Consider the following 24,299-nt stretch of genomic DNA (forward strand, 5'->3'; position numbering starts at 1 on the left):
TCCCGGCCGGCGGGCCCCCCGGCGGGCGGCCGCGGACGGTGGCCCACCCGGGTGGCAGGCTACCGGTGGGTGTCATCGCGCCTGGCGGAGCGGGAATGCGGACACAATGCACGATGTCGTCCCGGAGCCCGTGGCGGAGCTCGCCAAGCGCCGCAGGGAGCCGGTCGTCGTCCAGACGGTCCGCTCCGCGACAGCCGCGACCATCGCCTACGCGGCCGCCGTATGGCTGCTGGGCTCGAAGCCTCCCCCGCTGCTCGCCCCGCTGACCGCGTTGCTCGTCGTCCAGGTCACCCTCTACGCCACCCTCACCAGCGGTGTCCGCCGGGTGAACGCCGTGGTGGTCGGTGTCCTCATCGCCGTCGGCTTCAGCGCCTGGGTGGGGCTCACCTGGTGGAGCCTCGGTCTGCTGATCATCTCGGCGCTGGTCACCGGGCATCTGGTCCGGGTCGGGGAGTTCGTCCCCGAGGTGGCGATCTCCGCCATGCTCGTCCTCGGCGTCACCCATGCCACCGATCTGGCGCTGGCGCGGGTCCTGGAGACCCTCGTCGGCGCCGGGGTGGGACTCCTCTTCAACATGATCTTCGTGCCGCCGGTCTGGGTGGAGGACGCGGGCGAGTCCATCGAGGACCTGGCCAAACGGATGTCGGCGCTGCTGCTGGAGCTCGGCGAGGAGCTCAGCGGCCACACCCCGGTGGAGGAGGCCGCCGCGCGGGTCGAGGAGGCACGCCAACTCGACCACGACATCACGGAGGTGGACGAGGCCCTCACCCGCGCCGAGGAGAGCGTGCGGTTCAACCCCCGGGTGAAGGAGGGCCTGCTCTCCCGGATCGTCCTGCGGACCGGTCTGGACACCCTGGAGATCTGCGCGGTGATACTGCGGGTGACCACCCGGAGCCTGGCGGACCTGGCCCGGGCGCGGACGGAGGAGGCGCTGTTCCCGCAGGACGTCTCCGCCGCGCTGCGCGAGCTGTTCATCAACATGGCCGGAGCGGTGGAGAGCTTCGCCGTCCTGATCACCGATCAGGTCAGCGCCAACGCGGAGGACGCGGAGACCTTCCTGCTCACCGAGCTCTCCGCGGCGCGGATGAGCCGGGAGCACGTGGCCCGGCTGCTGCTGGAGAAGGTTCAGGAGCACCCTCGGCAGTGGCAGCTGCACGGGGCGCTGCTGGCCGAGATCGACCGCTTCCTGGACGAGCTGGACGTGGAGAAGCGCTCGACCCGGCTCGCGGAGGAGCTCGACCGCTACTCCCGCGAGCAGCGCGCCCGCCACCCGCGACTGGACAAACTCAAGCGCCGCGCACGCCGGTACCGGCGCCGCCGGAATCGCGGGCAGAGCCACTGGCGGGCACTGACGAAGCAGGACGTGGACGCGGCCTGAAGGACGCCGGGAGGCGGCCCGGAGGCGCGGAGCGCCCGTGAGACCGGCGCGGCACATCGCGGACAGGATCCGGCCTCAAGTCCGCCTACGGTCGGGGAACCGGCGGCACACGGGCCCGGTGACACCCCGGGTGCCCCGCCCCCGGGCCTGCCCTCTTCCCGCCGGCCCGTCAACCGTACGAAGGGACCCCCTCGGTGAACGCTTCTTCAGTGAACGCTTCCTCGGTGAACGCCCCGGCCTCCGCCTCCTCCAAGACCTCCGGCGCCTCTTCCGGGGCTTTCGCGGCGGATGCCGCCTCCCCGCGCGACCTGCCCGGTGAACGCGGTGAGTTCCTGCGCAGCCTGGCCGAGCAGCGGGCGAATCTGCTGCTCACCGTCCGTGGTCTGGACGACGAACGGGCCGCCCGGCGCACCACGGTCAGCGAACTGACCCTCGGCGGGCTGCTCCGCCACGTCGCCCAGGGCGAACGGGCCTGGATCCGGATCCTGGCCGACGGAGACGGCAGGGCCCCGGAGGGCATGTTCGACATGGACCAGTACCGGATGCGGGAGGAGGACACCCTCGCCGCCCTGGTGGCCGGCTACGAGGCCGTGGCGCGGAGGACCGAGGAGACCGTGGCCGGCCTGCCCGGACTGGACGTGACCGTGCCGCTGCCGCAGAGCCCGTGGGGACCGCCGGAGACGGTTCACTGGTCGGCCCGGCGCATCCTGCTCCACATCGTCCGCGAGACGGCGCAGCACGCGGGCCACGCCGACATCATCCGGGAGGCCCTGGACGGGGCGAACACGACGGCGCAGATGATCCCGCCGGGCACGAGCACCTGAGCGACCGAGCGCGCCCGCCCTCCGGACCCGGACCCGGCGTGCTCACGGCACGGATCGGCGCACTCACGCCGCGTCAGGCCGCACACGGCCGCGGACCCGCCGGGGGGACCGCCACGACGGCGCGGCCCCTGGCGCGGTCACCCGCCGAAGCCGGCGCGGGCGGCCCAGTCGGCGAGTTCTCGCTGCGCCTCCTCCCGCAGTTCCGGTGGCGCGGCCTCGGTGCCCTCGGCGATCAGCGCGAAGTGCAGCCGGCCGCCCGGCCCGCCGTCCTCGCCGGCCGTCCCGGGTGAGAGCAGCAGCCGCCGCGCGTCCGTGCCCCCGGCCTCGGGGGCGGTCGCGATCGGGTGGCGGGCCATGCGGCCGTCGGCGGCGTACGGGGGCGGCCCGGCGGCCGTCCCGAGGTCGGAGACGACGACGGTGCGCTCCGGGTCGAAGCCCTTGGGGAGGTGCAGTTCGGTGGGGGCCTCCTCCGCACCGCCGCCGGGCGCGTCCGAGCGCCACACCAGCATCCCGTAGCGGCCGGAACCGGTCAGCTCGGCGACGTGCGGCAGGCCGTCCGGGATCCGGTTCCAGGTCAGGGTGCGGTCCCCGTCGCGGGAGCGGTCCTCGTAGACGAAGGCGAGGGTGCGGCCGGACACGGCGGTCGGGTAGAGCCGGTCGAGCAGGCGTTCGTCCTGGCGGAGCACCGGCTCGCCGGACGCGTCCAGTTCGACGGCGGAGAGGTCCTCGTCGTTCCAGGCGTCGCCCTCGGTGAGCACCTTGTCCGGGTTGCCGTTCATCAGTTCGCGGTGACGGCCGCTGTAGATGTCCCACTGCCACTGCTGGGCGGAGAGGACGGGGCCGGACTCGGCGGCCCGCCGCCACCAGTCGCGGCCGGCGAGGCGGGAGTCGAGCGCCTGGTACATCGCCTTGAGGACGGTGGGCGCCTTGTCCGCCGTGAGCCCGTTCAGCGGATGCCCGAACTCACTGACGACGGCGGGCACGCCGGTCGCCGCCGAGCGCTCGCGCACCTTTGCGAAGTCGCCGAGGTTCTGCCCGTCGCGCGCCTTGCCCGGCATGAGGAGGCCGGAGATGGCCCGCTGGTCGTAGAAGTGCGTGTTGAAGACGGAGCGGGGGCCGAGCCGCCCGGCGTCCAGGAAGCCGCCCTCCTCGTGCTGGAAGCCGATGTTGGAGTTCCAGAACATGTTCGGTTCGAGGAAGGCCGGCTTGTCCCGCCATCCCGCGGCGTCCATGCGGGCGCGGAAGCGCTCGTAGAACGGCGCCAGGGTGTCCCGCTCCCAGGACCGGCTGTCCTCGCCGTCCCGGTAGGTGCCGGCGTGGGGCTCGTTGTACGGGTCGAAGCCGGCGATCCCCGCGAACTGGCCCTCGGTGAGGTGCTCCTTGAGGTGCGCCATGGTCTTCTCGGCGGTGGCCAGGAAGGCGTCCTGGACGCCGAGGGGCCCCGCCTCCGTCTCCAGGACGCGGTTGTGCCAGAAGTCGCGGCTCGCGTCCAGGACGGCCTTGTTCTGGGTGATGTTCTGTCCCCAGTGGACGCAGATGCCGCAGAACTCCCGCGGATAGCCGCCGGCTTCGACGGCCCACCGGGGCGCGCCGTCCCCGGTGTACCAGCTGTCCCGGTGGAAGAGGTACCGCGAGTAGAGGTCCTGGTGGAAGTCCGGGTAGACGCGCAGGCCCGCGTCGAGGAAGGCGCCCATCTGTTCGGTGACGGCGGCCAGGTACGCCTCGTCGACCCGGCCGGGCTCGGGTTCCGCGTACGCCCAGGAGAGCAGGAAGCGGACCGTGTTGCCGCCGGTGAGGCCGCGCAGCGCCTCGGCGGAGGCGCGGGCGTCGGCGGTGCTCGCGAAGGGCAGGCCGCGGTTCTCGTGCAGCTTCGTCCCGCCGGAGACGTTGAAGCCGCGCAGGACGACCTCCCGGCCGTGCCCGTCGGTGAACCGGGTGCCCTCCGGCGTCACCTCGGCGGCGGCTCGGCCGTCGAACCAGAGGCCGCCGTCACCGGCCGCGCTCGCGCCGTCCGCGGCGGAGCCCCGCGCCCGCGCGACGGCGGCCTCGTCCGTCTCCGCGGCTCTCGCGGTCGTGTCCGGGCCGTGCAGCCCGGCCGTCATCAGGGCGCCGAGGACGATCGCCACCGCCCCGGCCCGCCGCCGTCCTCCGCCACCACGCCGCGTCCGCGCACCGCCGATCACCATGGCCGATACGATCAGGGGTTGCTGACGCCCTGTCAAGACTGCACAGCCAAGCGGGTTACCAACGGTTATGGCTGGTGACGACGGCCGGCAAGAGGCTCAGCCCGATGTGGCGTTCAGCTCCGCCCACACCCTGTGGTGGTCGGAGCACCTGGAGGTACCGGAGCCCGGGCACTGGTCGGCGGTGTCCTCGATCCGGCCACGACCGGTCGCCTTCGGGAAGGAGTCGCGGTGGGTGAAGACATAGTCGATCTTCCTGTCGGGGAGACCGGTGCGCGCCTGGGTCGTGCCCGACGGAGCGGCGTCCACGAATCCCTGACCAAGCACCGGCCGGAGGCCGGGATCGTCCGGCTGAAGGTTGAAGTCACCGGCCAGGACGACCGCTTCGCCGGCATCCACCGCCCTTTTTCGCCTCTGCGGCGAGGGGCGGGATCCGGTTGCCGTGTGCGCCTTCGACCACCTTGTCGTCCGTGTGCACCGAACAGACCCCGACCGGGCCACCGGAGGTCTCCCGGAGTTGGCGCAGGCAGACGTTCAACTGCGTCCCGGCCGGGGCCGCTTCCGCGGCGTCCCGGGAGAGGACCGCCTTGCCCACTCCCTTCCCGCCCGGTGCGGGCGGGACGTTCTGCGGAACATCGGGGCAGCGGGGGTCGCTCTTCTTGTCCGGCACGAATGCCGCACCGGCCATCGGGTGGGCGCGCTTGTCCAGTTCGGCCTTGAGTCGCTCGAACTGGGCGCCGCACACCTCCTGCACCGCCACGAACTGCGGCCGCTCCTCGGCGATCCTCTCGGCCAGCCGCCGCACGACCGTGAAGCCGTCCCGATTGAGCTCATCGCTCTCCGAGCGCACCGCACCGGCCATTCCGCATCTCCACCGCTCACAGCGTCACGGCCGCAGACCGCTCCACGCCCAGTGGTACCGCTTGACGTCACTGCGCAGCAGCCCCGGGAAGCTCTGCACCCGCCGCCACTGACCGGTGGCGGAACCCACGCCGTCCCCCGGGGCGGCGAGCGCTTCGGCATGGGCCTGTTCGCTCGTCCACTCCGCGTAGTTGAGCACCCGGGTGCCGTCCGTGCTCAGGAAGAAGTTCGCGGAGATGCCGCCCGGGTGGGGCCGCGGGTCACTGTCCAGGGCGTCGAACACCGCGTCGACCCAGGCGCGCTGCCGTCCGCGGTCCGGACCGTCGAACTCGACGTCCACGATGACGACGCAGCCGGGCACGGCCTCAGGATCGCGGGACAACCGGCTGCGGTAGAGCTCGTACGGCGCGATGCCGACCCGTTCGATGCCGGGGACGGCGGCGTCGATCTCGTCGTTCCGCTCCCGCCGGTGGGTCCGGACGAAGGCGTGGTAGGCGGCCTCGTCCGTCCACTGCGAGTGGTGCAGCAGGGTGTCGCCGTCGGTGCCCGCGTAAACGTGGTAGGCGAGCAGGTCGCGGGCGGGCCAGGGGCGCTGCGCCCAGGTGGCGGCGATGGCCGCCACCGCGGCCCGCTGCCGCTCGGGGGTGCCGACCCGCCAGGTGCTGAAGAGGCGGGCGCCGGCGTCGGGGCGGGTGACGTCCGGCCGGCCGGGGGCGGGGGCGGGGTGTGCGGTGGTCATGGGCATTCCTCCGTGGTGATCGCGGGGCGGGAGCCCGAACGCGGGGGACACGCCGTCCGTGCCCCGTCGATCACCAGCCTCGTACCTCAACAGCACTTGAGGTCAAGCGAGTTGGAGCGTGTCCGAGCCGCGGACCGTCCCCGCGCGGCTCACCCGGCACGGCCGCACCACCACCCCGGCCGTGCGGCCCCCCGTGCTCTCCAGCGGTTCGCCCCCTCGCCGGTCCACCGGCCGGGTCCCCGGGTCTCAGCCCCCGTCCGCCGGGTGGAACGCGGCCGCGAAGTCGTCCGCGAGCAGCGTGATGGCGGCACGCCCCTCGACCCGGTGCAGCCAGTCCTGCGGCAGCCGCAGGTCGCCGAGGTGGGCGCCGAGGAGGTTGCCGCAGATGGCGCCTGTGGAGTCGCTGTCGCCGGAGTGGTTGACGGAGAGCAGCAGAGCCTCGCGGACCGCCGCTCCGGAGGCCGTGGCGGGACCGCCGGCCCCGCTCCGGTCCGGGGTGTGGACCAGCACGCAGTACACGGCGATGGCCAGCGCCTCCTCCGCGATCCAGCCGCCGCCGAGCGTCTCCACCCGCTCCGGGCCCGGAGCGGCGCCCGAGCCGGAACCGGCCGCGAGGTCGAGCGCCGCGCCGAGAGCGGCGGTCGTCTCCTCGTGGCCCGGATAACCGGCCAGCAGACGCAGCGTCAGCAGCACGGCGGCCTCCGGGCTCTCGCCGTACAGCAGATGGTGGACGATCGCGGCCAGCGCGCCCGCCGCGTAGTAGCCGGTCGGATGGCCGTGGGTGATCTGGGCGCAGTGGGCCGCCAGTTCGAAGGCGGCGCGCGGTCCGGAACCGGTGAGGCCGAAGGGGGCGGAGCGCATCACCGTGCCGCAGCCCTTGGAGTCCGGGTTGACCGGGCCGTGTCCGCCGCGCAGCGCTTCGGCCGGGTCGGGGGCGTACGCCTGCTCGATGCCGGAGAGGCAGGCGTTGCCGGGCGCCCGCCGCGCGTACAGCCACCGCTCCTCGCGAAGTGTCCCGGTACGGTGCGGCCGCCCGTCCGCGGCCGGCGGCCCGTCGTGCTGCTGGGTGTCCAGCCAGCGCAGATAGGCATCGCGCACCAGCCGGGTTCCGTCGCTCCCGATGCCGCCCGCGGCGCCCCGCTCGCGGGCGCGCATCAGGCCCTCGGCCGTGAAGAGCGTCATCTGGGTGTCGTCGGTGACGGTGCCGGCCGGCGCGCCGCCGCCGTCGGCCACCATGCCCCGCAGGCCCTCCGGTCCGTGCGCGGCGCGGATGCGGCCGGTGGACAGGAACTCCACCGGGTTGCCCAGCGCGTCCCCGATCGCCCCGCCCAGCAGGCATCCGCGCAGACGGGCCCGTACCGCCACCGCCTCGTTCCAGGACCTGTCGTTCATGCCGCCCCCACCTGTGGTGTCATCGCTCGAACGGACATCCTGCCAGGTGCACCCGTCCCGTCGGCGGGAACGGGCCTCAGGCCGGTGCCTTGCGGGCGACGAGCTGGAAGATCCGCGCCAGGTGCGGATAGGGCGGACGGCCGGTCACCGCCAGCTCCAGCCGCTCCAGCGCCGCGTAGAACGCCGGATCGCGCTTGCGTTCGTCGTCCGCGATGACATCGCAGAAGCTGCGGATGCCGTAGTGGTGGATGTCCGAACAGCCGAGCGACTCCAGGACGGGGATCACGTCCTCGGCGGTGTGCAGGACCAACTCCGTGTCGAACGTCCGGGTGTGGTCCCGGCGTACGTCCAGCGCGGCGAGCGCTGCGGCCGGGTCGAGTTCCCGGACGGCCAGGCTGAGCGGTCCGGAGTGCCGGTTGAACGCCATCACGGAGAGCAGCCCGCCCGGCCGCAGCGGAGCGAGGGCCGCGCGCAGCACGCGTTCGACGTCCTCCCGGTACTGCAGCAGGTTGTGGCAGACGACCAGATCGTGCACCGGCAGCGTCAGTTCCGCCGGAAGCCGCAGCACATCCGCCTCGACCGTGTCCACCAGCCCGGCGACGCCGGCCGCGGCGGCGCGTTCCCGGGCACGGGCGAGCATGGCCGGCGTGAAGTCGGCGATCGTGACATGACACCCGCGCAGGGCGAGGCGGATCGCGTCGCCGCCATCGGCCCCGGCCAGGTCGAGAACGCGCGGCCGGAGGTCCCCGGCGCCCGGCGGATCACCCGTGTGACGGGCGAGATTGGCCTCGGCGAGGGCGTAGCGCAGCCGGCCTCCGGGGCTCTCCTGCCACCGCTGCCACGCCTCCATCGCCGCGTCGAACTTCCCCGCGGATACGGACATCCCCCGACCGTAGCCGACACCGGACGGCCGGTCTGCCCCGTTCCCCGTCCCCGGTGCGAGACTGGCGGCCATGCAGAAGCTCTCTCTCGACGCACAGGCCCGTGAACACCTGGCGCGCGCCGCCAACTCCTCCACCGGACGCAGCGCCGACACCCTCTACGGGGGTCACGAACACACTCTTCGGCAGACCCTTCTCGCGCTGACGGCCGGCAACTCCCTCTCGGAGCACGAGAACCCCGGCGAGGCCACCCTTCAAGTGCTCCGCGGCCGGGTGCGGCTGCACAGCGGCGGCGAACACTGGGACGGGCGCGACGGTGACCTGCTCATCATCCCGCCGGCCCGGCACAGTCTGGAGGCCCTGGAGGACTCGGCGGTCCTGCTGACCGTCGCCAAGTCCGGCTGACCGCCCGTGAGCACCCCGGCGCCCCTGCTGACGTTCGGTCACGGCACCGCCGGACGGGAACGTCTGACCGCATTGCTGCGCGACGCCGGGGTGACGGCCGTCGTGGACGTCCGCACGGCGCCCGGCAGCCGCCGCAACCCGGACGTCGCCCGGGACGCCCTCGCCGGGTGGCTGCCGGACGACGCGGGCATCGGCTACCGCTGGGAGCAGCGGCTCGGCGGCTTCCGCCGGGCCGCGCCCGACTCCCCCGACACCTTCTGGCGGAACGCCTCCTTCCGCGGATACGCGGGCCACACCCGCGACCCGGGCTTCCTCGCCGCCATGGACGAACTGCTGCGCGAGGCGGCAGCCGCCCGCACGGCCGTGATGTGCAGCGAATCGGTGTGGTGGCGCTGCCACCGGCGGCTGATCGCCGACTTCGCCGTCCTGGCGCGCGGTGTCCCCGTACTGCACCTCGCCCACGACGGCCGCCTCACCGCACACCCGCCCACCCCGGGGGCACGCCTGCGCGAGGACGGCCTCCTCGTCTACGACCACCCCGCGTCCGCCGGCACGGCGAGCGACGGCAACGGACGGTGACGCCACCGGCGGGAGCCGGCTCCGCCCCGGTGCCCCTCGCCGGGCTGCCCCTCCGCCCCTGCCGGGGCACGCGGGTTCAGCCCGGCATCCGGGGTCACGGGTCACGGGTCACGGGAGCGCCGGGCCGGGTGACGGCAGGAACGTCACGGACTGCCGGACCGGGAGAGACGCGACCGGAGGAACGACGGCCGGGCCGGTTTCTCAGTCCCGCGCCGGGCCGAAGACGCCGCCGTCACCGCCGAAGCCCGCGGCCGCCAGGTAGTCCGGCCTGGGGTCGAGGGCCGCCGCGAGCCGGAAGTGACGGGTGGCCTCGGCCGGGCGGTCGGCGCGCTGAAGGGTGCGGGCCAGGGCGAAATGGGCGAAGGCGTTGTCCGGTTCGCGCTCCAGGACGACCTGGAACTCCAGCTCGGCCGGGCGGAGCTGCGCCGCGTGGAAGAAGGCACGGGCGCGCAGCAGCCGGGCCGCGGTGTTCTCCGGGTGGGCCGTGACGACGGCGTCCAGCAGCTTGACGGCGCCCAACGGGTCGCGGGCGGCCAGCAGCTGCTCGGCGGCGCGGTACTGGATGACGGTGTTCTCGGGGGTGCGCGCGGTCACGGGCTTCTCCTTCCCGGAGCGGGCGGCGGCACGGCGGCCGCGGCGAGCTCCGTACGGTCTCGCACAACACCGGTCCGGCGGCGGTCATTCCCGTGCCGGAGCGGCGGCGACCCCTCGCCGGCCATCCGCCGGCCCCGGGCGTACCGCTCAGGGGGCGGCCGCGCGCGTGGCCCGCTCGCGCCGCTGGAGCTCCTCCCACACCGCCCTGACCTGGGGTTCCAGTGCCTCGATCGGGCCGTCGTTGTCGATGACCACATCGGCGACAGCCCTGCGCCGCTCACGGGTGGCCTGCGCGGCCATCCGGGACCGCGCCTCCTCCTCCGACATGCCGCGCCGCCGCACGAGCCGGTCGAGCTGGGTTTCCGGGGCGGCGTCGACCACGACGACCAGGTCGTAGAGCGGGGCGAGGCCGTTCTCCGCGAGCAGCGGGACGTCGTGGACCACGACGGCGTCCTCGCCCGCGGACGACTCCAGCTCGGCGGAGCGGGCACCGACCAGCGGGTGCACGATCGCGTTGAGCGCCTTCAGGCGCTCCGGGTCGGCGAAGACGATGCCGCCGAGTTTCGGCCGGTCCAGGCCGCCGCCCTCCGTCAGGATCTCCGGGCCGAACTCCGCGACGACCGCCGCCAGTCCGGGGGTTCCGGGCTCGACGACCTCCCGTGCGATCTTGTCGGCGTCCACGATCACCGCGCCGTAGGAGGCGAGGAGCCGGGACACCTCGCTCTTGCCGGCGCCGATACCGCCCGTGAGACCCACCTTCAGCATGAGGTCAGCCTACCGGGCGGTATGGAGCGCGGACGCGGGCCTCCGGTGACGGCGGCGACGGAGGTCAACCGTCGTTGCCCTCGCGTTCGGCGAGGAAACGCTCGAACTCCCCGGCCAGTTCCTCCGCCGACGGCAGCGGGGTCGCCTCGGCGACGAGGTTGCCGCGGGTCTCGGCCCCGGCCGCCGCGTCGTACTGGTGCTCCAGCCCCTGGACGAGCCCCACCAGCTCCTCGTCCCCCTGGCCGAGCTGGCGTTCGATCTCGGCCTGCGTGCGGTGCGCCTCGCTGCGGAGCACGTGCGCCACCCCGGGCAGCACCAGCCCCGTGGCCGCCGTGACGGCCTCCAGCACGGTGAGCGCCGCGTCCGGGTACGGCGAACGGGCGAGGTAGTGCGGTACGTGGGCGGCGACGCCCAGAACGTCGTGACCGGCTTCCGCGAGCCGGAACTCGACCAGTGCCTCGGCGCTGCCGGGCACCTGGGCCTCCTCGAAGAGCCCGGCGTGGCCCGGCACCAGGTCCACCCGGTTGCCGTGCGGGGTGATGCCGACGGGGCGGGTGTGCGGCACGCCCATGGGTATGCCGTGGAAGTTCACCGAGAGGCGGACGCCGAGGCGCTCCACGATCTGCCGGACGGCCGCGGCGAACCGCTCCCACTCGACGTCCGGTTCGGGGCCGGCGAGCAGCAGGAACGGCGCCGCGGTGGCGTCCCGCACCAGGTACAGCTCCAGCTTCGGCTCGTCGTACGCGGTCCAGCGGTCCCGCTCGAAGGTGAGCAGGGGGCGCCGCGCCCGGTAGTCGATGAGCCGGTCGGCGTCGAACCGGGCCACGGTCTGCCGGGGCAGTCCGTCGAGCAGCCGCTCCACGATCTGGTCGCCGGTGTCGCCCGCGTCGATGTACCCCTCGAAGTGGTACAGCATCGTCAGCCCGGCCGAGTCCCGGGTGTTGAGCGCGTCCGCGGCCGCGAGCCCGGCCGGGTCCCACGTGTACAAACTCTGGGGATCCTGCACAGTGCGTTCCTCCTCGTTCCTGTGCGGTGAACACCGGCCGCGGCGCCCGGCATTCCCCCGCACCGCACCGAGCCGCACCGCACCGCGCGGGCCGGGGCGTCCGTCACACCCACCGCTCGGGCCCGTTGCCCGGGGCCCGGACGCGGCGAGGCCCGCTCCCCCGAAGGGGAACGGGCCTCGCCGTTCGGTTCACCGGCCTGCCGGCCGGAATGACCTGTGACCGGGCGTCAGCTCTGGCCGCCGGCCAGCTTCTCGCGAAGAGCCGCCAGGGCCTCGTCCGACGCCAGGGCGCCGGAGTTGTCCGCGGACTCGGAGGAGTACGAGCCGCCACCGGCCGCACCGCCACCGCCGCCACCGGCGCCGGCACCCGGGGCCGGGGCGGCAGCGCCCTCGGCCGCGGCCTGCTCGTCGGCCTCGCGGGACTTGACGACCTGCGCCTGGTGCTGCTCGAAGCGCTGCTGCGCCTCGGCGTACTGGCGCTCCCACTCCTCGCGCTGCTTCTCGTAACCGGGCAGCCAGTCGTTGGCCTCCGGGTCGAAGCCCTCGGGGTAGATGTAGTTGCCCTGGTCGTCGTAGGACGCGGCCATGCCGTACAGGGTCGGGTCGAACTCGACCGCCGTCGGGTCGGCACCGAAGGCCTCGTTGGCCTGCTTCAGCGAGAGGCTGATGCGGCGGCGCTCGAGGTCGATGTCGATGACCTTGACGAAGATCTCGTCGTTGACCTGGACGACCTGCTCCGGGATCTCCACGTGGCGCTCGGCCAGCTCGGAGATGTGCACCAGGCCCTCGATGCCCTCGTCGACGCGGACGAACGCGCCGAACGGAACGAGCTTGGTGACCTTGCCGGGAACGACCTGGCCGATCTGGTGCGTCCGGGCGAACTGCTGCCACGGGTCTTCCTGGGTCGCCTTCAGCGACAGGGAGACGCGCTCGCGGTCCATGTCGACGTCCAGGACCTCGACCGTGACCTCCTGGCCGACCTCGACGACCTCGGAGGGGTGGTCGATGTGCTTCCAGGACAGCTCGGAGACGTGGACCAGACCGTCGACGCCGCCGAGGTCCACGAAGGCGCCGAAGTTGACGATCGAGGAGACGACGCCGGAGCGCACCTGGCCCTTCTGGAGGGTGGTGAGGAAGGTCTGGCGGACCTCGCTCTGGGTCTGCTCCAGCCAGGCACGGCGGGACAGGACCACGTTGTTGCGGTTCTTGTCCAGCTCGATGATCTTCGCCTCGAGCTCCTTGCCCACGTAGGGCTGGAGGTCGCGGACGCGGCGCATCTCGACGAGGGACGCCGGGAGGAAGCCACGGAGGCCGATGTCGAGGATGAGACCACCCTTGACGACCTCGATGACCGTACCGGTGACGATCCCGTCCTCTTCCTTGATCTTCTCGATGGTGCCCCAGGCGCGCTCGTACTGGGCGCGCTTCTTCGAGAGGATCAGGCGGCCTTCCTTGTCCTCCTTCTGGAGGACCAGGGCCTCGATCTCGTCACCGACGGCCACGACCTCGTTCGGGTCGACGTCGTGCTTGATCGAAAGCTCGCGGGAGGGGATGACGCCTTCGGTCTTGTAACCGATGTCGAGCAGGACCTCGTCCCGGTCGACCTTCACGATCACGCCGTCGACGATGTCGCCGTCGTTGAAGTACTTGATCGTCTCATCGATCGCCGCGAGGAATTCTTCCTCGGAACCGATGTCGTTGACCGCCACCTGCGGGGTGGTGCGGGTTGCCTCGGTGCTGCTCGTCATGTGGGAAAGGGCTCCGGTACGGACATGGTGTCGTAGATACTGCTACGCCGAGAACCCGTATCGCACTGCCGAAGCCGGACAGCCTTGAGAACGCCTTACTTCCGGGGGAAGAACCGGCGTCCCGACGACCGAGGGGACATGCAACAGATGCGAGCGCGACCTGCTCTGTCTGAGGCGCGCAGGCCCGCAGCGCAACTTGTAGCATACGGGGGCAGCCGGACAGGGTCAATGCACGAAGAGCGCAGGATGGGCGGAAACTCCCAAACCCGGCAGATATCCGCTCAGGGCAGAACCGCATCACGCGCGCTCACGCGGCCCCGGCGGGAGCCGCCGGCACCGCGTGGCCGCGAGTTGGACGGAAGACTACGACGACGGGCGCGATGAACCAAGAGGACGGACCAGAAGCGACGGCGACACGGCGCGCCACCGGCGAGACGGAGAGCAGCCGCGCGAGCCGCGGCTGGTGGGACCGGAACGCCGACGAGTACCAGGACGAGCACGGCGCGTTCCTCGGCGACGACCGCTTCGTCTGGGGCCCGGAAGGGCTGGACGAGGCGGAGGCCGCCCTGCTGGGGCCGGCCGAGGGGCTGGGGGGCCTCGACGTGCTGGAGATCGGCGCCGGCGCGGCCCAGTGTTCCCGCTGGCTGGCGGGGCAGGGCGCGCGGCCGGTGGCGCTCGACCTCTCGCACCGGCAACTGCAGCACGCCCTGCGGATCGCGTCCGGCGCGGGCGGGGAGGGCGGCACGAGGGAGAAGGACGGGGAGCCGGCGGCCGCCGGACCTGCCGCGGGCGCCTCCGGCTCCCCCGGCTCTCCCCGTGGGCTTCCGGCGGCGGGCGCGGCCTCCGGTACGGGCCCGGGCCGCGCCGGCCCGGTGACGCTGGTCCAGGCCGACGCGGGGGCGCTGCCCTTCGCCGACGGCTCCTTCGACCTGGCCTTCTCGGCTTACGGGGCGATCCCGTTCGTCGCCGACCCGGTACGGGTGATGCGGGAGGTGCGCCGGGTGCTGCGGCCCGGCGGACGGTGGGTCTTCTCCGTCACGCACCCGCTGCGGTGGGCCTTCCCCGACGAGCCGGGTCCGGAGGGACTGTCGGTCGCGGCGTCGTACTTCGACCGCACGCCCTACGTCGAGGAGGACGAGCGGGGGAACGCCGTCTACGTGGAGCACCACCGCACGGTCGGCGACCGGGTCCGGGACGTGGTCGCGGCGGGCTTCCGGCTGGTGGACCTGGTCGAGCCGGAGTGGCCGGACTGGAACACCCAGGAGTGGGGCGGCTGGTCCCCCTTGCGGGGGCGGCTGATCCCGGGCACGGCGATCTTCGTCTGCGCGCGGGACTGAGCGGCGGGGGCCTCCGCCTCTCTTCTCCGGCCGGGCGCCGGCACCCGGCCCGGGGCGGCCCGGACCTGCCCGGGTCTGCCCGGGGCGGCCGGGCTGCCCGGTCGGCCGCACGGTCCGGAAGACTGGGGGCGTGATCCGGACCGACGCTCTGTTCGACCTGCCCGTACACACCGTCGTACCCGAGCTGCTGGAGGCGCTCGGGGCCCACGGCGCCGCCGTGCTCGAAGCCCCTCCGGGAACCGGCAAGACGACGCTCGTGCCCCTGGCGCTGGCCGGGCTGGTGCCCGCTCTCGCGCCCGGCGGCGCTCCCGAGACGCGGCGGGTGCTGGTGGCCGAGCCGCGCCGGATGGCGGCGCGGGCCGCCGCCCGCCGGATGGCCTGGCTGCTGGGCGAGGAGGTCGGCGGCCGGGTCGGCTTCACGGTGCGCGGTGAGCGCCGGGCCGGCCGGGAGACCGTCGTGGAGGTGGTCACCACGGGTGTGCTGCTCCAGCGGCTCCAGCGCGACCCGGAACTGCCCGGTGCGGACGCCGTCCTGCTCGACGAATGCCACGAGCGGCATCTGGACGCCGACACCGCCGCCGCCTTCCTCCTGGACGTCCGCTCGGCGCTGCGGCCCGGGCTGTGGCTGCTCGCGGCCTCCGCGACAACGGACGCCGCCGCCTGGTCGCGGCTGCTCGGGGATCCGGAGGGCGGCGGGGGCGCGGCGCCGGTCGTCCGGGCGGAGGGCCGGGCGCATCCGGTGACGGTCCATTACGTACCCCCGCCGCGGCCCGTGCGTCCGCCGCACGGCACCCGGGTCGATCCCGCGCTGCTGGAGCACGTCGCCGCGACGGTGCGGACCGCGCTGCGGGAGGCGGACGGCGACGTGCTGTGCTTCCTGCCCGGCGTCGGAGAGATCGCGCGGGTCGCCGGCATGCTGGGCGGCCTCGACGCCGAGGTCCTTCAGTTGCACGGGCAGGCCCCGGCGGCCGTCCAGGAGGCGGTGCTGCGCGGGAGCGGGGCACGGCGGCGGGTGGTGCTGACGACGTCGGTGGCCGAGTCGAGCCTGACGGTGCCGGGGGTGCGGACCGTCGTGGACTCCGGACTGGCACGCGAGCCGCGGATGGACCACGGGCGTGGGCTGGGGGCGCTGACGACCGTAAGGGTGTCGGCGGCGTCCGCGGCGCAGCGGGCGGGCCGTGCCGGGCGCGAGGCCCCGGGCCGGGCCTACCGCTGCTGGGCCGAGGCCGAGGACGCGCGGCTGCCGCGCAGCCCGTCACCGGAGATCGCGGTAGCGGACCTGGCCCCGTTCGCGCTGCACGCCGCCTGCTGGGGCGATCCCGACGCGTCATCGCTCGCCCTGCCGGACCCGCCGCCGGCCGGGGCGATGGCGGTGGCGCGCGAGGTGCTGACCGCGGTCGGGGCGGTGGACGAGCGCGGCCGGCCGACCGAGCGGGGTGTCCGGATGGCCCGGCTGGGGCTGCATCCGCGCCTCGCGCGGGCTCTGCTGGACGGCGCACGGGAGGTGGGCGCGCGGCGGGCGGCGGAACTGGTGGCGTTGCTGTCGGAGGAACCGCCGCGCGGGCTCGGCGACGATCTGGCGGCGGTGTGGCGCGCGGTGCGCGGCAGCGGTGCGCGCGGGGACGGCGGCGGTCGGCAGGACGGCGTCGGTCGGGGCGGTCGGGACGGCCAGGGCGCCTACGCTGCGCGCTGGCGGCGCGAGGTACGGCGCCTGGAGAGCGCCGTGAGCGGCGACGGCCGGGCCGTCGCGGACCGCGGCGCGACCGGCCCGGCCGCTCGTGCTGCCGGGGACGGCGCCGGTGCCGGTGGCGCGGGCGGCACAGGCGGTGGCGGTGACACGGGCGGTGCCGGTGCCGGTGACCGGGGCGGTGCCGGTGCCGGTGACCGGGGCGGTGCCGGTGGCAGTGGTGGTGGCAGTGGCACGGGCGAGACGGGCGGTGCCGGTGACAGCGGCCCTGCCAACGACAGTGGCGGCGCCGGTGGCCGTGGCAGAGCCGGTGGCGCGGGCGGTGGTGGCGGCGACGCCGGTGGCGGAGCCGGTGGCAGTGGCAGTGGCGGAGCCGGTGGCGGTGGCAGTGGCGGTGGCGGTGGCGGTGCCGGCGGCCGTGGCAGTGGCAGTGGCGGTGCCGGCGGCCGTGGCAGTGGCAGTGGCGGTGCCGGCGGCCGTGGCGGTGGCAGTGGACGTGGGGTGCTTTCCGATGACGGGGCCGCCGGGCTGGTGGCCGCGCTCGCGTTCCCGGAGCGGGTGGCGCGGCGGCGCGGGACGGGCGCGTATCTGATGGCCTCGGGCACCGGAGCGGAGCTCGGTGACGGCTCACGGCTGGGGGCGGCCGAGTGGCTCGCCGTCGCCGTCGCCGACCGGCCGGTCGCGGCGGCCTCGGCCCGGGTGCGGCTGGCCGCGGTCATCGACGGGGAAAGCGCGCGGTGGGCGGCGTCACCGCTGTACGCGGCCGGGGAGGAGGTCGCCTGGTCGGCGGAGCGGGGCGACGTCGTCGCGCGCCGGGTGGAACGCCTGGGGGCGCTCGAACTCGCCGTGCGCCCCCTGTCCTCTCCCGACCGGACCGCCGTGCGGGCAGCACTGCTGGACGGTCTGCGGCGGGAAGGGCTGGGCCTGCTGCGCTGGTCGCGGGAGGCCGAACAGCTGCGGGACCGGATGGCGTTCCTCCACCGGGAGCTGGGGGAGCCGTGGCCCGATGTCTCCGACCCGGCCCTGCTGGCGCCCGGCCGCGTGGAGGAGTGGCTGGGCCCCGCGCTGGAGAGGGCGCGGCGACGGGCCGATCTCGAGCGTGTCGACGCGGGCCGGGCCCTGGCGCACCTGCTGCCGTGGGCCACGGGCGAGGCCGCGCGCTTCGACGAGCTGGCGCCGGAGCGGATCGCCGTCCCGAGCGGCTCCCGCGTCCGGATCGACTACGGCGGCCCGCAGCCGGTGCTGGCCGTCAAACTCCAGGAGCTGTTCGGCCGGCAGGAGACGCCCCGGATCGCGGACGGCCGGGTGCCGCTGCTGGTCCACCTGCTCTCGCCCGCCGGCCGCCCCGCGGCGGTGACCGCGGATCTGGCGTCCTTCTGGCGCGAGGGCTACCGCTCCGTACGGGCGGAGCTGCGCGGCCGCTACCCGAAGCACCCGTGGCCCGAGGACCCGGCCACGGCGGAGCCCACTCGCCGCACCAACACACGGCGGTGACACGGGCCCGGCGCAGGCGCACCGCGGATCGGTGCAGCCGTCACGCCGCGCGCCGGGGAGCCGCGGGGTCCCGGGCTCGGTCGCGCGGACGGTCCGCGGCCGGACGGCCGGCCGCCGAAGCGGGCGGCCGGGCGCCGAAGCGGGATCGGGGTCAGAAGGACGTCAGGCGGGCCAGGGCCGCGCCGAGGACCGAGCCGGTCGAGGAGCTCGGCTCCGGCTCGGGGGCCGCCTTCTGTTCTTCGGCGTCCTCGTCGGCGCAGGGGTCGTCGGGCTCGTCGCTGGGCGAGGCCGAGGGCGAACCGCTGCCGCTGGGGGTGGGCGTCGGGGTGGGGGTGGGGCTGCTCGAAGAGCTTCCGCTCGGTGAGGGGGAGACCGGGTCGGTGGGGCACTCGGCGGGAGGCGTGCTCTCCTCGTCCTCGGGCTCGGACTCCGAGGGGGACGAAGACGGAGAGGAGGAGGAAGAGGAGCCGCCTCCGGGGCTGATGGTTCCGCCGGCGGTCGCGGTCGGCGCACCGGGCGCGCGGGTCTTGCCGCCCTCGTCGCCGGGGTCGCTGCCCGGCTCCTTGCCCTGGCCGCTGCCCGGGTCCTCGCCCTGGTCCCGGTTCCGGTCCTGGTCCCTGCCGTCGGAGCCGGAGCCCTGGTGCGTGCCGCCCCGGCCGCCGGAGCCGCCGGGCTTGCCACCGTCCGCGGTGCCGGCACCGGCGCCGGGGGTGCGGGGCAGGACACCGGTGCCGTCTGGCACCCGGTGCGTGCCCTTGCGGTAGAACTCCAGCCAGGACAGGACCGTGCGCAGGTACTCCCGCGAGCGGTTGTAGCCGAGGATGGCCTCTTCCAGATCGGCCGGGTCCGAAAGATCGCGGCTGCCGGCGCAGAGGTAGCGGCCGGCGGCGAGCGCCGCGTCATAGATGTTGTTCGGGTCCTTCGCGCCGTCGCCGTTGCCGTCGGCGCCCCATCGCATCCAGGTGCCCGGGATGAACTGCATCGGGCCGACCGCCCGGTCGTACACGCTGTCGTTGTCGTACGTGCCGCCGTCGGTGTCCGAGATGCTGGCGAAGCCGTTGCCGTTGAGCTGCGGGCCGAGGATGGGGGTGAGGGTGGTGCCCTCGGCGTCCACGGCCCCGCCGCGGGCCTGGCCGGATTCCACCCGTCCGATCGCGGCGAGCAGTTCCCACGGGAGGTTGCAGCCGGGGTTGCTGTCGGCGAGCGACGCCTCGGCCCTCTTGTACGCGGCGAGAACGGTGGCCGGTATGCCGGAGTCCCGGTCCTCGCCACCCGGCAGGTCTATGGAGGCACCGGGTTTGTCCGGGGTCTGCAGTGGCGGCAGTTCCGTGTGGTACGGCGATCCGCCGTCGATGGAGTGGTCCTCGGAGGGCGAACCGGCGGGCACGTCGGGGTCCTTGAGGGGCAGGGACCCCGGGGCCTGGGAGGCCGTCAGCGCCGCCATCGCCACCGCCGCGATGGCTGTCGTGGCCGCTCCCCTGCGAAGCCGTCGGCCGATGTGCGCTGCCATGCTGCGTCCCTCCCCTGGACTCCGGGGCGGTACCGCCGCCCCTTTGACACCTTCCGCACCGCCGAGCGCCGTCATACGGCCTGCTCCCCTGACGGTCCTTCCCGGCAACTGCCGCGACACTACGACAACTTCTGGCCCGAGGTCACCGCCCCCCGGCATGTTTCACCACATTCGCACCACCGGGCCGTGCGGAGGCGGACCGCCGGACTCCGGCAGCGGCCGCCGGTCCTCCCGGCCACCGGTCCTCCCCGCCGTCGCGCCGGGAGGCGCCGCGGCAACGGGGCCGCCGCGGGCTGTCACAGACCGCTGCGGCCCGCCGTGGTCCGTCGCGGCCGGTCGCCGTGCTGCGGTTCGTCGCGGTCCGCCGTGGCCCGTCGCGGTCCCCTGCCGTCCGCCGCCGTCCGTCATCGTCCGCTCGTCCGCCGCCGTGCCCGTTCGTCCCCCCGCCGCCCGTCGCCGTCCGCCGTGGCCCGTCGCGGAGCCTGCCGCTTCGGCGCCGGGCGGGCGCCGGAACGAACGGGGCACGGCCGGCCCGGTGTTCCGACGGAACCCGGAGCGGCGGCCCGCCGCCGTGCGGAGGTGACCCGGCTCTCCCCCGCCGACGCGAACCCCGGGACGCGGCCCGGCGTCTGTACTCTCCGGACGGACCGCACCGGTCAAGGGGCCGAGGACACCGAGGGGGACCATGCCGTTCACACTGAGCCACGCGGCGGCCGTACTGCCGGCCATCCGGCGCACCGGGCGGGCGCGCGGGCCGCTGGTGGCCTCGGCGCTGGTCGCCGGGTCCTTCGCACCGGACCTGACGTACTTCGCCGACTCCGTGCTGCCCGGCGCCATGGCCTTCGGCGAGGTCACCCACTCCCCGCTCGGGGTGCTGACCGTGGACACGCTCCTCGGCGTGCTGCTCGTCGGCTGCTGGCTGTTCCTGCGGGATCCGCTGGTGGGGCTGGTGCCCCCGGGCCCGCGGGGGCGGGTGTACGGGCTGCTGCGCGGCCGGCCGTGGCGGGGGCGGCCGGTGCCGTCGCTGGTGCTGTGGTTCTGGGTGTCGGCGGCGCTCGGCGCCACCACGCACGTGGTGTGGGACGCGTTCACCCACGCCGACCGCTGGGGTGTGCGGCTGCTGCCCGTACTCGGCGAGATGACGGCGGGCCTTCCGCTCTACTACTACGCGCAGTACGGGGGTTCGGCCCTGGCCCTGGCCGGTCTGGCGGTGTTCCTGGTGTCGGCGGTGCGGCGGTCGCCGGACACGGAGCTGCCGGTGTCCGTGCCGCGCCCGGAGGCATCGGGGCGGCTCCTCGCCGTGGCGCTGCTCGGGCTGTGTGCCGCGGTGGGTGCCGTGCACCGCTGCGTGCGCCAAAACGCCGCGACCGGCTGGGACTACAACCTCGTCAACTACACGCCCACGGCCATGTTCGGCGCGGGTGCCGGCCTGGCGGCAGGCCTCGCCGTCTACGCCGCGGCGGTCCGGGCGCGCCGGTGGCGGCGGCCCTCCGGAGGGCCGCCCCGTACGGGACCCGCGCCCCACCCGCGCGAGACCGCCGCCACCCCGGCCGGCGCGGCAGGCGCGGCAGGCGCCGATACGGCCGGGGGCCGGGCCGCACCACGCTGAGGGCTGCCGGGTGCCGGGAGTCTTCCGGCTGACCGGCTCACCAACCGGGGCCCCGCACCGGACAGCCGCAACGGGCCCAACCCCTCCAGGCCCACGGCGCGTTCGCGCCCGGCCGGGAGGGTGGCGGCAGCCGACGATCCGGCCGGTGAGCACCCGTGCGGCCCGTCTCCCCCGGCTCCTTCGGCCACGGCCGACCCGGTCGGCACCGAAGGACTTCCGGCCCCGCCCGGACCGGGGACCGTCCGGACGGGGCGCTGCCCGAGCCGGAGCCCATCCGAACCAGCACTGCCGGAGCCGGGCACTGCCCGGGCCGATGGCACCCCAGAGCCGGAGGCCGCCCGAGCCGGACGCCCCCGAGCCGGGACCACCCAAGCCAGACGCCCCCGAGCCGGGGGCCTCCAGGACCCGAGACCTCCCGGACCGGAGACCTCCCGGACCGGGCATCGCCGGTGCCGGGGCGGGCCCCGCCGCCCAAGACCGGCCCGGAGAGCCGGTCGCCGGCCGGCCGTCAGTGGGCGGCCGACTCCCAGTCCGTGCCGAAGCCGACGGCCACGTCCAGCGGCGCCCGCAGGTCCGCCGCCCCCGCCATCTCGCGGCGGACCAGCTCCTCCACCGGGCCGCGCTCGCCGTGCGCCACCTCCAGCACGATTTCGTCGTGCACCTGGAGCAGCATCCGCGATGCCAGCCCCTGCTCCGCCAGCGCCCGGTCCACCCGCAACATCGCGATCTTCACGATGTCGGCGGCGGTCCCCTGGATGGGGGCGTTCAGCGCCATCCGCTCGGCGGCCTCCCGGCGCTGCCGGTTGTCGCTGTTGAGATCGGGCAAGTAGCGGCGGCGGCCCAGGATCGTCGAGGTGTAGCCGCTGGCCCTGGCCTCCTCCACCACCCGGTGGAGGTAGTCGCGGACCCCGCCGAAGCGCTCGAAGTAGGTGTCCATCAGCCGACGGGCCTCCGCCGCCTCGATACCGAGCTGCTGGGACAGCCCGAACGCGGAGAGACCGTAGGCGAGCCCGTAGGACATGGCCTTGATCTTGCGGCGCATCTCCGGGTCGACACCGCTCCGGCTGACACCGAAGACTTGGGAGGCGACCGTGGAGTGCAGGTCCTCACCGGAGGTGAACGCCTCGATCAGGCCCTCGTCCTCCGAGAGATGGGCCATCACCCGCAGCTCGATCTGGCTGTAGTCGGCGGTCAGCAGGGATTCATAGCCCTCGCCGACGACGAAACCGCGGCGGATGGCCCGGCCCTCGTCCGTGCGGACCGGGATGTTCTGCAGATTGGGATCGGTGGAGGAGAGCCGGCCGGTGGCGGCCACCGTCTGGTTGAACGAGGTGTGGATGCGCCCGTCGGGCGCGATCGTCTTGATCAGCCCCTCGACCGTGGACCGCAGCCGGGCCTGCTCACGGTGGCGCAGCATGATCACGGGGAGTTCGTGGTCGGTCTGCTCCGCCAGCCAGGCCAGGGCGTCGGCGTCGGTGGTGTAACCGGTCTTGGTCTTCTTCGTCTTGGGCAGGCCCAGTTCGCCGAAGAACACCTCCTGGAGCTGCTTGGGGGAGCCCAGGTTGAACTCGTGCCCCACCGCGTCGTGCGCCTCGCGCACCGCCTGCTGCACGGCGGCCGCGAACTGCTGCTCCATCCGGTCCAGCCAGCCGCGGTCCGCGGCGATGCCCGCCCGCTCCATCCGGGCCAGCAGCTCCGACGTCGGCAGGTCCACCTCGCGCAGCAGATCGGCGGCGCCGGCCTCCGCCAGCCGCTCCCCCAGCACCTCGCCCAGATCCAGCACGGTGCGGGCCTCGGCCATCAGGGCGTTCCGCTCGGCGTCCTCGTCGGCGCCGAAGGCCAACTGCCCGCCACCGTCGGCCGCCGGCACCAGCTCACGGCCCAGATACTCCAGGGAGAGGGCGTCCAGATCGAAGGTGCGGCGGCCGGGCTTGACGAGATACGCCGCGAGAGCGGTGTCCATGGTGATCCCGGCGACCGTCCAGCCGTGCTCGGCGAAGACCCGCATGGTCTCCTTCGCCTTGTGCACCACCTTCGGCCGGGCCGGGTCGGCCGTCCAGGCGGCGAAAGCCCGCTCGTCGGCCTCGTCCAACTGGGTGGGATCGAACCAGACGGCCTGCCCGGAGGCCGGCGCCAGGGCGATCTCGGCGCAGCTCCCGCTGCCCAGCGACCAGCTGACGACCGACGCGAGCCCGAGCAGCTGCCCGCCGTTCTCCTCCAGCCAGGGGGCGAGCTCACCGGAGCCCAGCACCTCGCCGTCCACCTCGACACCGGCCGCCGGGACCGGCTCCTCCTCCCGCGCGCCCGGATCCACGGCCAGCAGCCGCTCCCGCAGATTGGGATTGCGGATCTCCAGCGAATCGAGCAGCACCGCCAGCGACTTGCGGTCGTACGGCTCCCGGCACAGCCCCTCCGGGCCCGCCGGCAGCGCCACATCCCTTATCAGGCCGGTCAGGCGGTGGTTCAGCTTGACCGCGTCCAGATGCTCGCGGAGGTTCTGCCCCGCCTTGCCCTTGACCTCCTCGGCCCGCGCCACCAGCTCGTCGAACGAACCGAACTGGTTGATCCACTTGGCGGCTGTCTTCTCCCCGACCCCCGGAATGCCGGGGAGGTTGTCCGACGGGTCCCCCCGCAGCGCCGCGAAATCCGGGTACTGCGCCGGGGACAGGCCGTACTTCTCCACCACCTTCTCCGGGGTGAACCGGGTCAGCTCCGAGACGCCCTTCGTCGGGTAGAGCACCGTGACGTGCTCACTGACCAGCTGGAAGGAATCGCGGTCACCCGTGACGATCAGCACCTCGAAGCCGGCGGCCTCCGCCTGGGTCGCGAGCGTGGCGATGACGTCGTCCGCCTCATAGCCCTCCACCGCGAAACGGGTGACCCGCATCGTGTCGAGCAGCTCGCCGATCAGCTCCACCTGGCCCTTGAACTCGTCCGGCGACTTCGAACGGTTCGCCTTGTACTCCGCGAACTCCTCGGAACGCCACGTCTTGCGGGACACGTCGAACGCGACGGCCAGATGCGTCGGCTGTTCGTCACGCACCGTGTTCGCCAGCATCGAGGCGAAACCGTAGATCGCGTTCGTCGGCTGCCCCATGCTCGTCGTGAAATTCTCCGCGGGCAGCGCGAAGAACGCGCGGTACGCCAGGGAATGCCCGTCCATGAGCATCAGTCGGGGCCGGCCGTCCCCCTGCCCGGGAGAAGCGGTCGCTGCGGTCTTCTTCGATGCTGTCTTCGCCACGTCCACGATCCTGCCAGACCCCGCTGACACTCCCCGCCCCGCCGACACCCCCGCCCGCCCACGGCC

Annotated in this window: 19 protein-coding genes; 7 read left to right on the top strand and 12 right to left on the bottom strand. The window is 74.2% G+C overall.

Features of this window, described 5'->3' with window-relative positions:
• Positions 1-106 precede the first annotated feature (106 nt).
• Together IF83_RS0114930 and IF83_RS0114935 are read left to right on the top strand one after the other, a co-directional pair.
• Positions 107-1,378: an FUSC family protein gene (locus IF83_RS0114930; RefSeq protein ID WP_051722783.1), complete on the top strand. Its 1,272-nt coding sequence runs from the start codon at positions 107-109 to the stop codon at positions 1,376-1,378.
• A gap of 194 nt (positions 1,379-1,572) precedes the next feature.
• The gene (locus IF83_RS0114935) at positions 1,573-2,202 is read left to right on the top strand and encodes a DinB family protein (protein ID WP_244177078.1); all 630 of its coding nucleotides are present in this window, start codon (positions 1,573-1,575) and stop codon (positions 2,200-2,202) included.
• A 137-nt stretch (positions 2,203-2,339) separates the two neighbouring features.
• On the opposite strand, the gene IF83_RS0114940 is transcribed toward IF83_RS0114935, so the two are convergent.
• From IF83_RS0114940 to IF83_RS0114965, 6 genes are all read right to left on the bottom strand, one after another.
• Positions 2,340-4,388: a cellulase family glycosylhydrolase gene (locus IF83_RS0114940; RefSeq protein WP_244177080.1), complete on the bottom strand. Its 2,049-nt coding sequence runs from the start codon at positions 4,386-4,388 to the stop codon at positions 2,340-2,342.
• Positions 4,389-4,484: 96 nt separating this feature from the next.
• Positions 4,485-4,784: an endonuclease/exonuclease/phosphatase family protein gene (locus tag IF83_RS0114945; protein ID WP_030544660.1), complete on the bottom strand. Its 300-nt coding sequence runs from the start codon at positions 4,782-4,784 to the stop codon at positions 4,485-4,487.
• The gene (locus IF83_RS0114950; RefSeq protein ID WP_030544661.1) at positions 4,750-5,247 is read right to left on the bottom strand and encodes an endonuclease/exonuclease/phosphatase family protein; all 498 of its coding nucleotides are present in this window, start codon (positions 5,245-5,247) and stop codon (positions 4,750-4,752) included. Before IF83_RS0114950 ends, IF83_RS0114945 begins: the two co-directional genes overlap by 35 nt.
• A 24-nt stretch (positions 5,248-5,271) precedes the next feature.
• Positions 5,272-5,985 carry an antibiotic biosynthesis monooxygenase gene (locus IF83_RS0114955; protein ID WP_051722784.1) on the bottom strand — a complete coding sequence of 238 codons (714 nt, stop codon included), beginning with the start codon at positions 5,983-5,985 and terminating at the stop codon, positions 5,272-5,274.
• 246 nt (positions 5,986-6,231) lie between these two features.
• Positions 6,232-7,377: an ADP-ribosylglycohydrolase family protein gene (locus IF83_RS0114960; RefSeq protein WP_037680031.1), complete on the bottom strand. Its 1,146-nt coding sequence runs from the start codon at positions 7,375-7,377 to the stop codon at positions 6,232-6,234.
• Between the two features lie 76 nt (positions 7,378-7,453).
• Positions 7,454-8,260: a methyltransferase domain-containing protein gene (locus tag IF83_RS0114965; RefSeq protein ID WP_030544664.1), complete on the bottom strand. Its 807-nt coding sequence runs from the start codon at positions 8,258-8,260 to the stop codon at positions 7,454-7,456.
• A 70-nt stretch (positions 8,261-8,330) separates the two neighbouring features.
• On the opposite strand from IF83_RS0114965, the gene IF83_RS0114970 reads away from it, so the two are divergent.
• Together IF83_RS0114970 and IF83_RS0114975 are read left to right on the top strand one after the other, a co-directional pair.
• A complete protein-coding gene (locus IF83_RS0114970; protein ID WP_030544665.1) occupies positions 8,331-8,663 on the top strand; it encodes a cupin domain-containing protein in 333 nt (110 codons plus the stop codon).
• Between the two features lie 6 nt (positions 8,664-8,669).
• On the top strand, positions 8,670-9,242 hold the full coding sequence (locus tag IF83_RS0114975) for a DUF488 domain-containing protein (RefSeq protein WP_037680033.1): 573 nt from the start codon (positions 8,670-8,672) through the stop codon (positions 9,240-9,242).
• Positions 9,243-9,443: 201 nt separating this feature from the next.
• Here IF83_RS0114975 and IF83_RS0114980 read toward each other — a convergent pair whose 3' ends face one another.
• The 4 genes from IF83_RS0114980 to rpsA form a co-directional block, all read right to left on the bottom strand.
• Positions 9,444-9,836, bottom strand: coding sequence for a tetratricopeptide repeat protein (locus tag IF83_RS0114980; RefSeq protein WP_030544667.1), 393 nt, complete (start codon positions 9,834-9,836; stop codon positions 9,444-9,446).
• A gap of 147 nt (positions 9,837-9,983) precedes the next feature.
• On the bottom strand, positions 9,984-10,601 hold the full coding sequence (coaE, locus tag IF83_RS0114985) for a dephospho-CoA kinase (protein ID WP_030544668.1): 618 nt from the start codon (positions 10,599-10,601) through the stop codon (positions 9,984-9,986).
• A gap of 64 nt (positions 10,602-10,665) precedes the next feature.
• Positions 10,666-11,607: a PAC2 family protein gene (locus IF83_RS0114990; protein ID WP_030544669.1), complete on the bottom strand. Its 942-nt coding sequence runs from the start codon at positions 11,605-11,607 to the stop codon at positions 10,666-10,668.
• A 227-nt stretch (positions 11,608-11,834) separates the two neighbouring features.
• Positions 11,835-13,355 (bottom strand): 30S ribosomal protein S1, encoded by a 1,521-nt coding sequence (gene rpsA / locus IF83_RS0114995; protein WP_030544670.1) that lies wholly within the window; start codon positions 13,353-13,355, stop codon positions 11,835-11,837.
• A gap of 380 nt (positions 13,356-13,735) precedes the next feature.
• On the opposite strand from rpsA, the gene IF83_RS30260 reads away from it, so the two are divergent.
• Complete coding sequence (locus IF83_RS30260) at positions 13,736-14,692, top strand: class I SAM-dependent methyltransferase (RefSeq protein WP_037680036.1); 957 nt, start codon at positions 13,736-13,738, stop codon at positions 14,690-14,692.
• 130 nt (positions 14,693-14,822) lie between these two features.
• Positions 14,823-17,873 (top strand): ATP-dependent RNA helicase, encoded by a 3,051-nt coding sequence (locus IF83_RS30265; protein ID WP_037680038.1) that lies wholly within the window; start codon positions 14,823-14,825, stop codon positions 17,871-17,873.
• Positions 17,874-18,024: 151 nt separating this feature from the next.
• On the opposite strand, the gene IF83_RS0115015 is transcribed toward IF83_RS30265, so the two are convergent.
• Complete coding sequence (locus IF83_RS0115015; RefSeq protein WP_107046772.1) at positions 18,025-19,383, bottom strand: lytic transglycosylase domain-containing protein; 1,359 nt, start codon at positions 19,381-19,383, stop codon at positions 18,025-18,027.
• A 685-nt stretch (positions 19,384-20,068) separates the two neighbouring features.
• Here IF83_RS0115015 and IF83_RS0115020 point away from each other — a divergent pair.
• Positions 20,069-20,992 carry a DUF4184 family protein gene (locus IF83_RS0115020; protein WP_051722785.1) on the top strand — a complete coding sequence of 308 codons (924 nt, stop codon included), beginning with the start codon at positions 20,069-20,071 and terminating at the stop codon, positions 20,990-20,992.
• A 508-nt stretch (positions 20,993-21,500) separates the two neighbouring features.
• Here IF83_RS0115020 and polA read toward each other — a convergent pair.
• Positions 21,501-24,233, bottom strand: coding sequence for a DNA polymerase I (gene polA / locus IF83_RS0115025; RefSeq protein WP_030544674.1), 2,733 nt, complete (start codon positions 24,231-24,233; stop codon positions 21,501-21,503).
• Between the last annotated feature and the right edge of the window lie 66 nt (positions 24,234-24,299).

The organism is Streptomyces albus subsp. albus (assembly GCF_000719865.1).
Taxonomy (GTDB): Bacteria; Actinomycetota; Actinomycetes; order Streptomycetales; family Streptomycetaceae; genus Streptomyces; species Streptomyces albus_E.

Excerpts from the sequence above, each read along its gene's own strand:
- IF83_RS0115015 (WP_107046772.1), bottom strand. The coding sequence starts at position 19,383 with ATGGCAGCGCACATCGGCCGACGGCTTCGCAGGGGAGCGGCCACGACA.
- IF83_RS0114950 (WP_030544661.1), bottom strand. The coding sequence starts at position 5,247 with ATGGCCGGTGCGGTGCGCTCGGAGAGCGATGAGCTCAATCGGGACGGC.
- coaE (WP_030544668.1), bottom strand. The coding sequence starts at position 10,601 with ATGCTGAAGGTGGGTCTCACGGGCGGTATCGGCGCCGGCAAGAGCGAG.
- IF83_RS0114940 (WP_244177080.1), bottom strand. The coding sequence starts at position 4,388 with ATGGTGATCGGCGGTGCGCGGACGCGGCGTGGTGGCGGAGGACGGCGG.
- IF83_RS0114930 (WP_051722783.1), top strand. The coding sequence starts at position 107 with ATGCACGATGTCGTCCCGGAGCCCGTGGCGGAGCTCGCCAAGCGCCGC.
- rpsA (WP_030544670.1), bottom strand. The coding sequence starts at position 13,355 with ATGACGAGCAGCACCGAGGCAACCCGCACCACCCCGCAGGTGGCGGTC.
- IF83_RS0115020 (WP_051722785.1), top strand. The coding sequence starts at position 20,069 with ATGCCGTTCACACTGAGCCACGCGGCGGCCGTACTGCCGGCCATCCGG.
- IF83_RS30260 (WP_037680036.1), top strand. The coding sequence starts at position 13,736 with ATGAACCAAGAGGACGGACCAGAAGCGACGGCGACACGGCGCGCCACC.
- IF83_RS0114960 (WP_037680031.1), bottom strand. The coding sequence starts at position 7,377 with ATGAACGACAGGTCCTGGAACGAGGCGGTGGCGGTACGGGCCCGTCTG.
- IF83_RS0114955 (WP_051722784.1), bottom strand. The coding sequence starts at position 5,985 with ATGACCACCGCACACCCCGCCCCCGCCCCCGGCCGGCCGGACGTCACC.
- IF83_RS0114965 (WP_030544664.1), bottom strand. The coding sequence starts at position 8,260 with ATGTCCGTATCCGCGGGGAAGTTCGACGCGGCGATGGAGGCGTGGCAG.
- IF83_RS0114970 (WP_030544665.1), top strand. The coding sequence starts at position 8,331 with ATGCAGAAGCTCTCTCTCGACGCACAGGCCCGTGAACACCTGGCGCGC.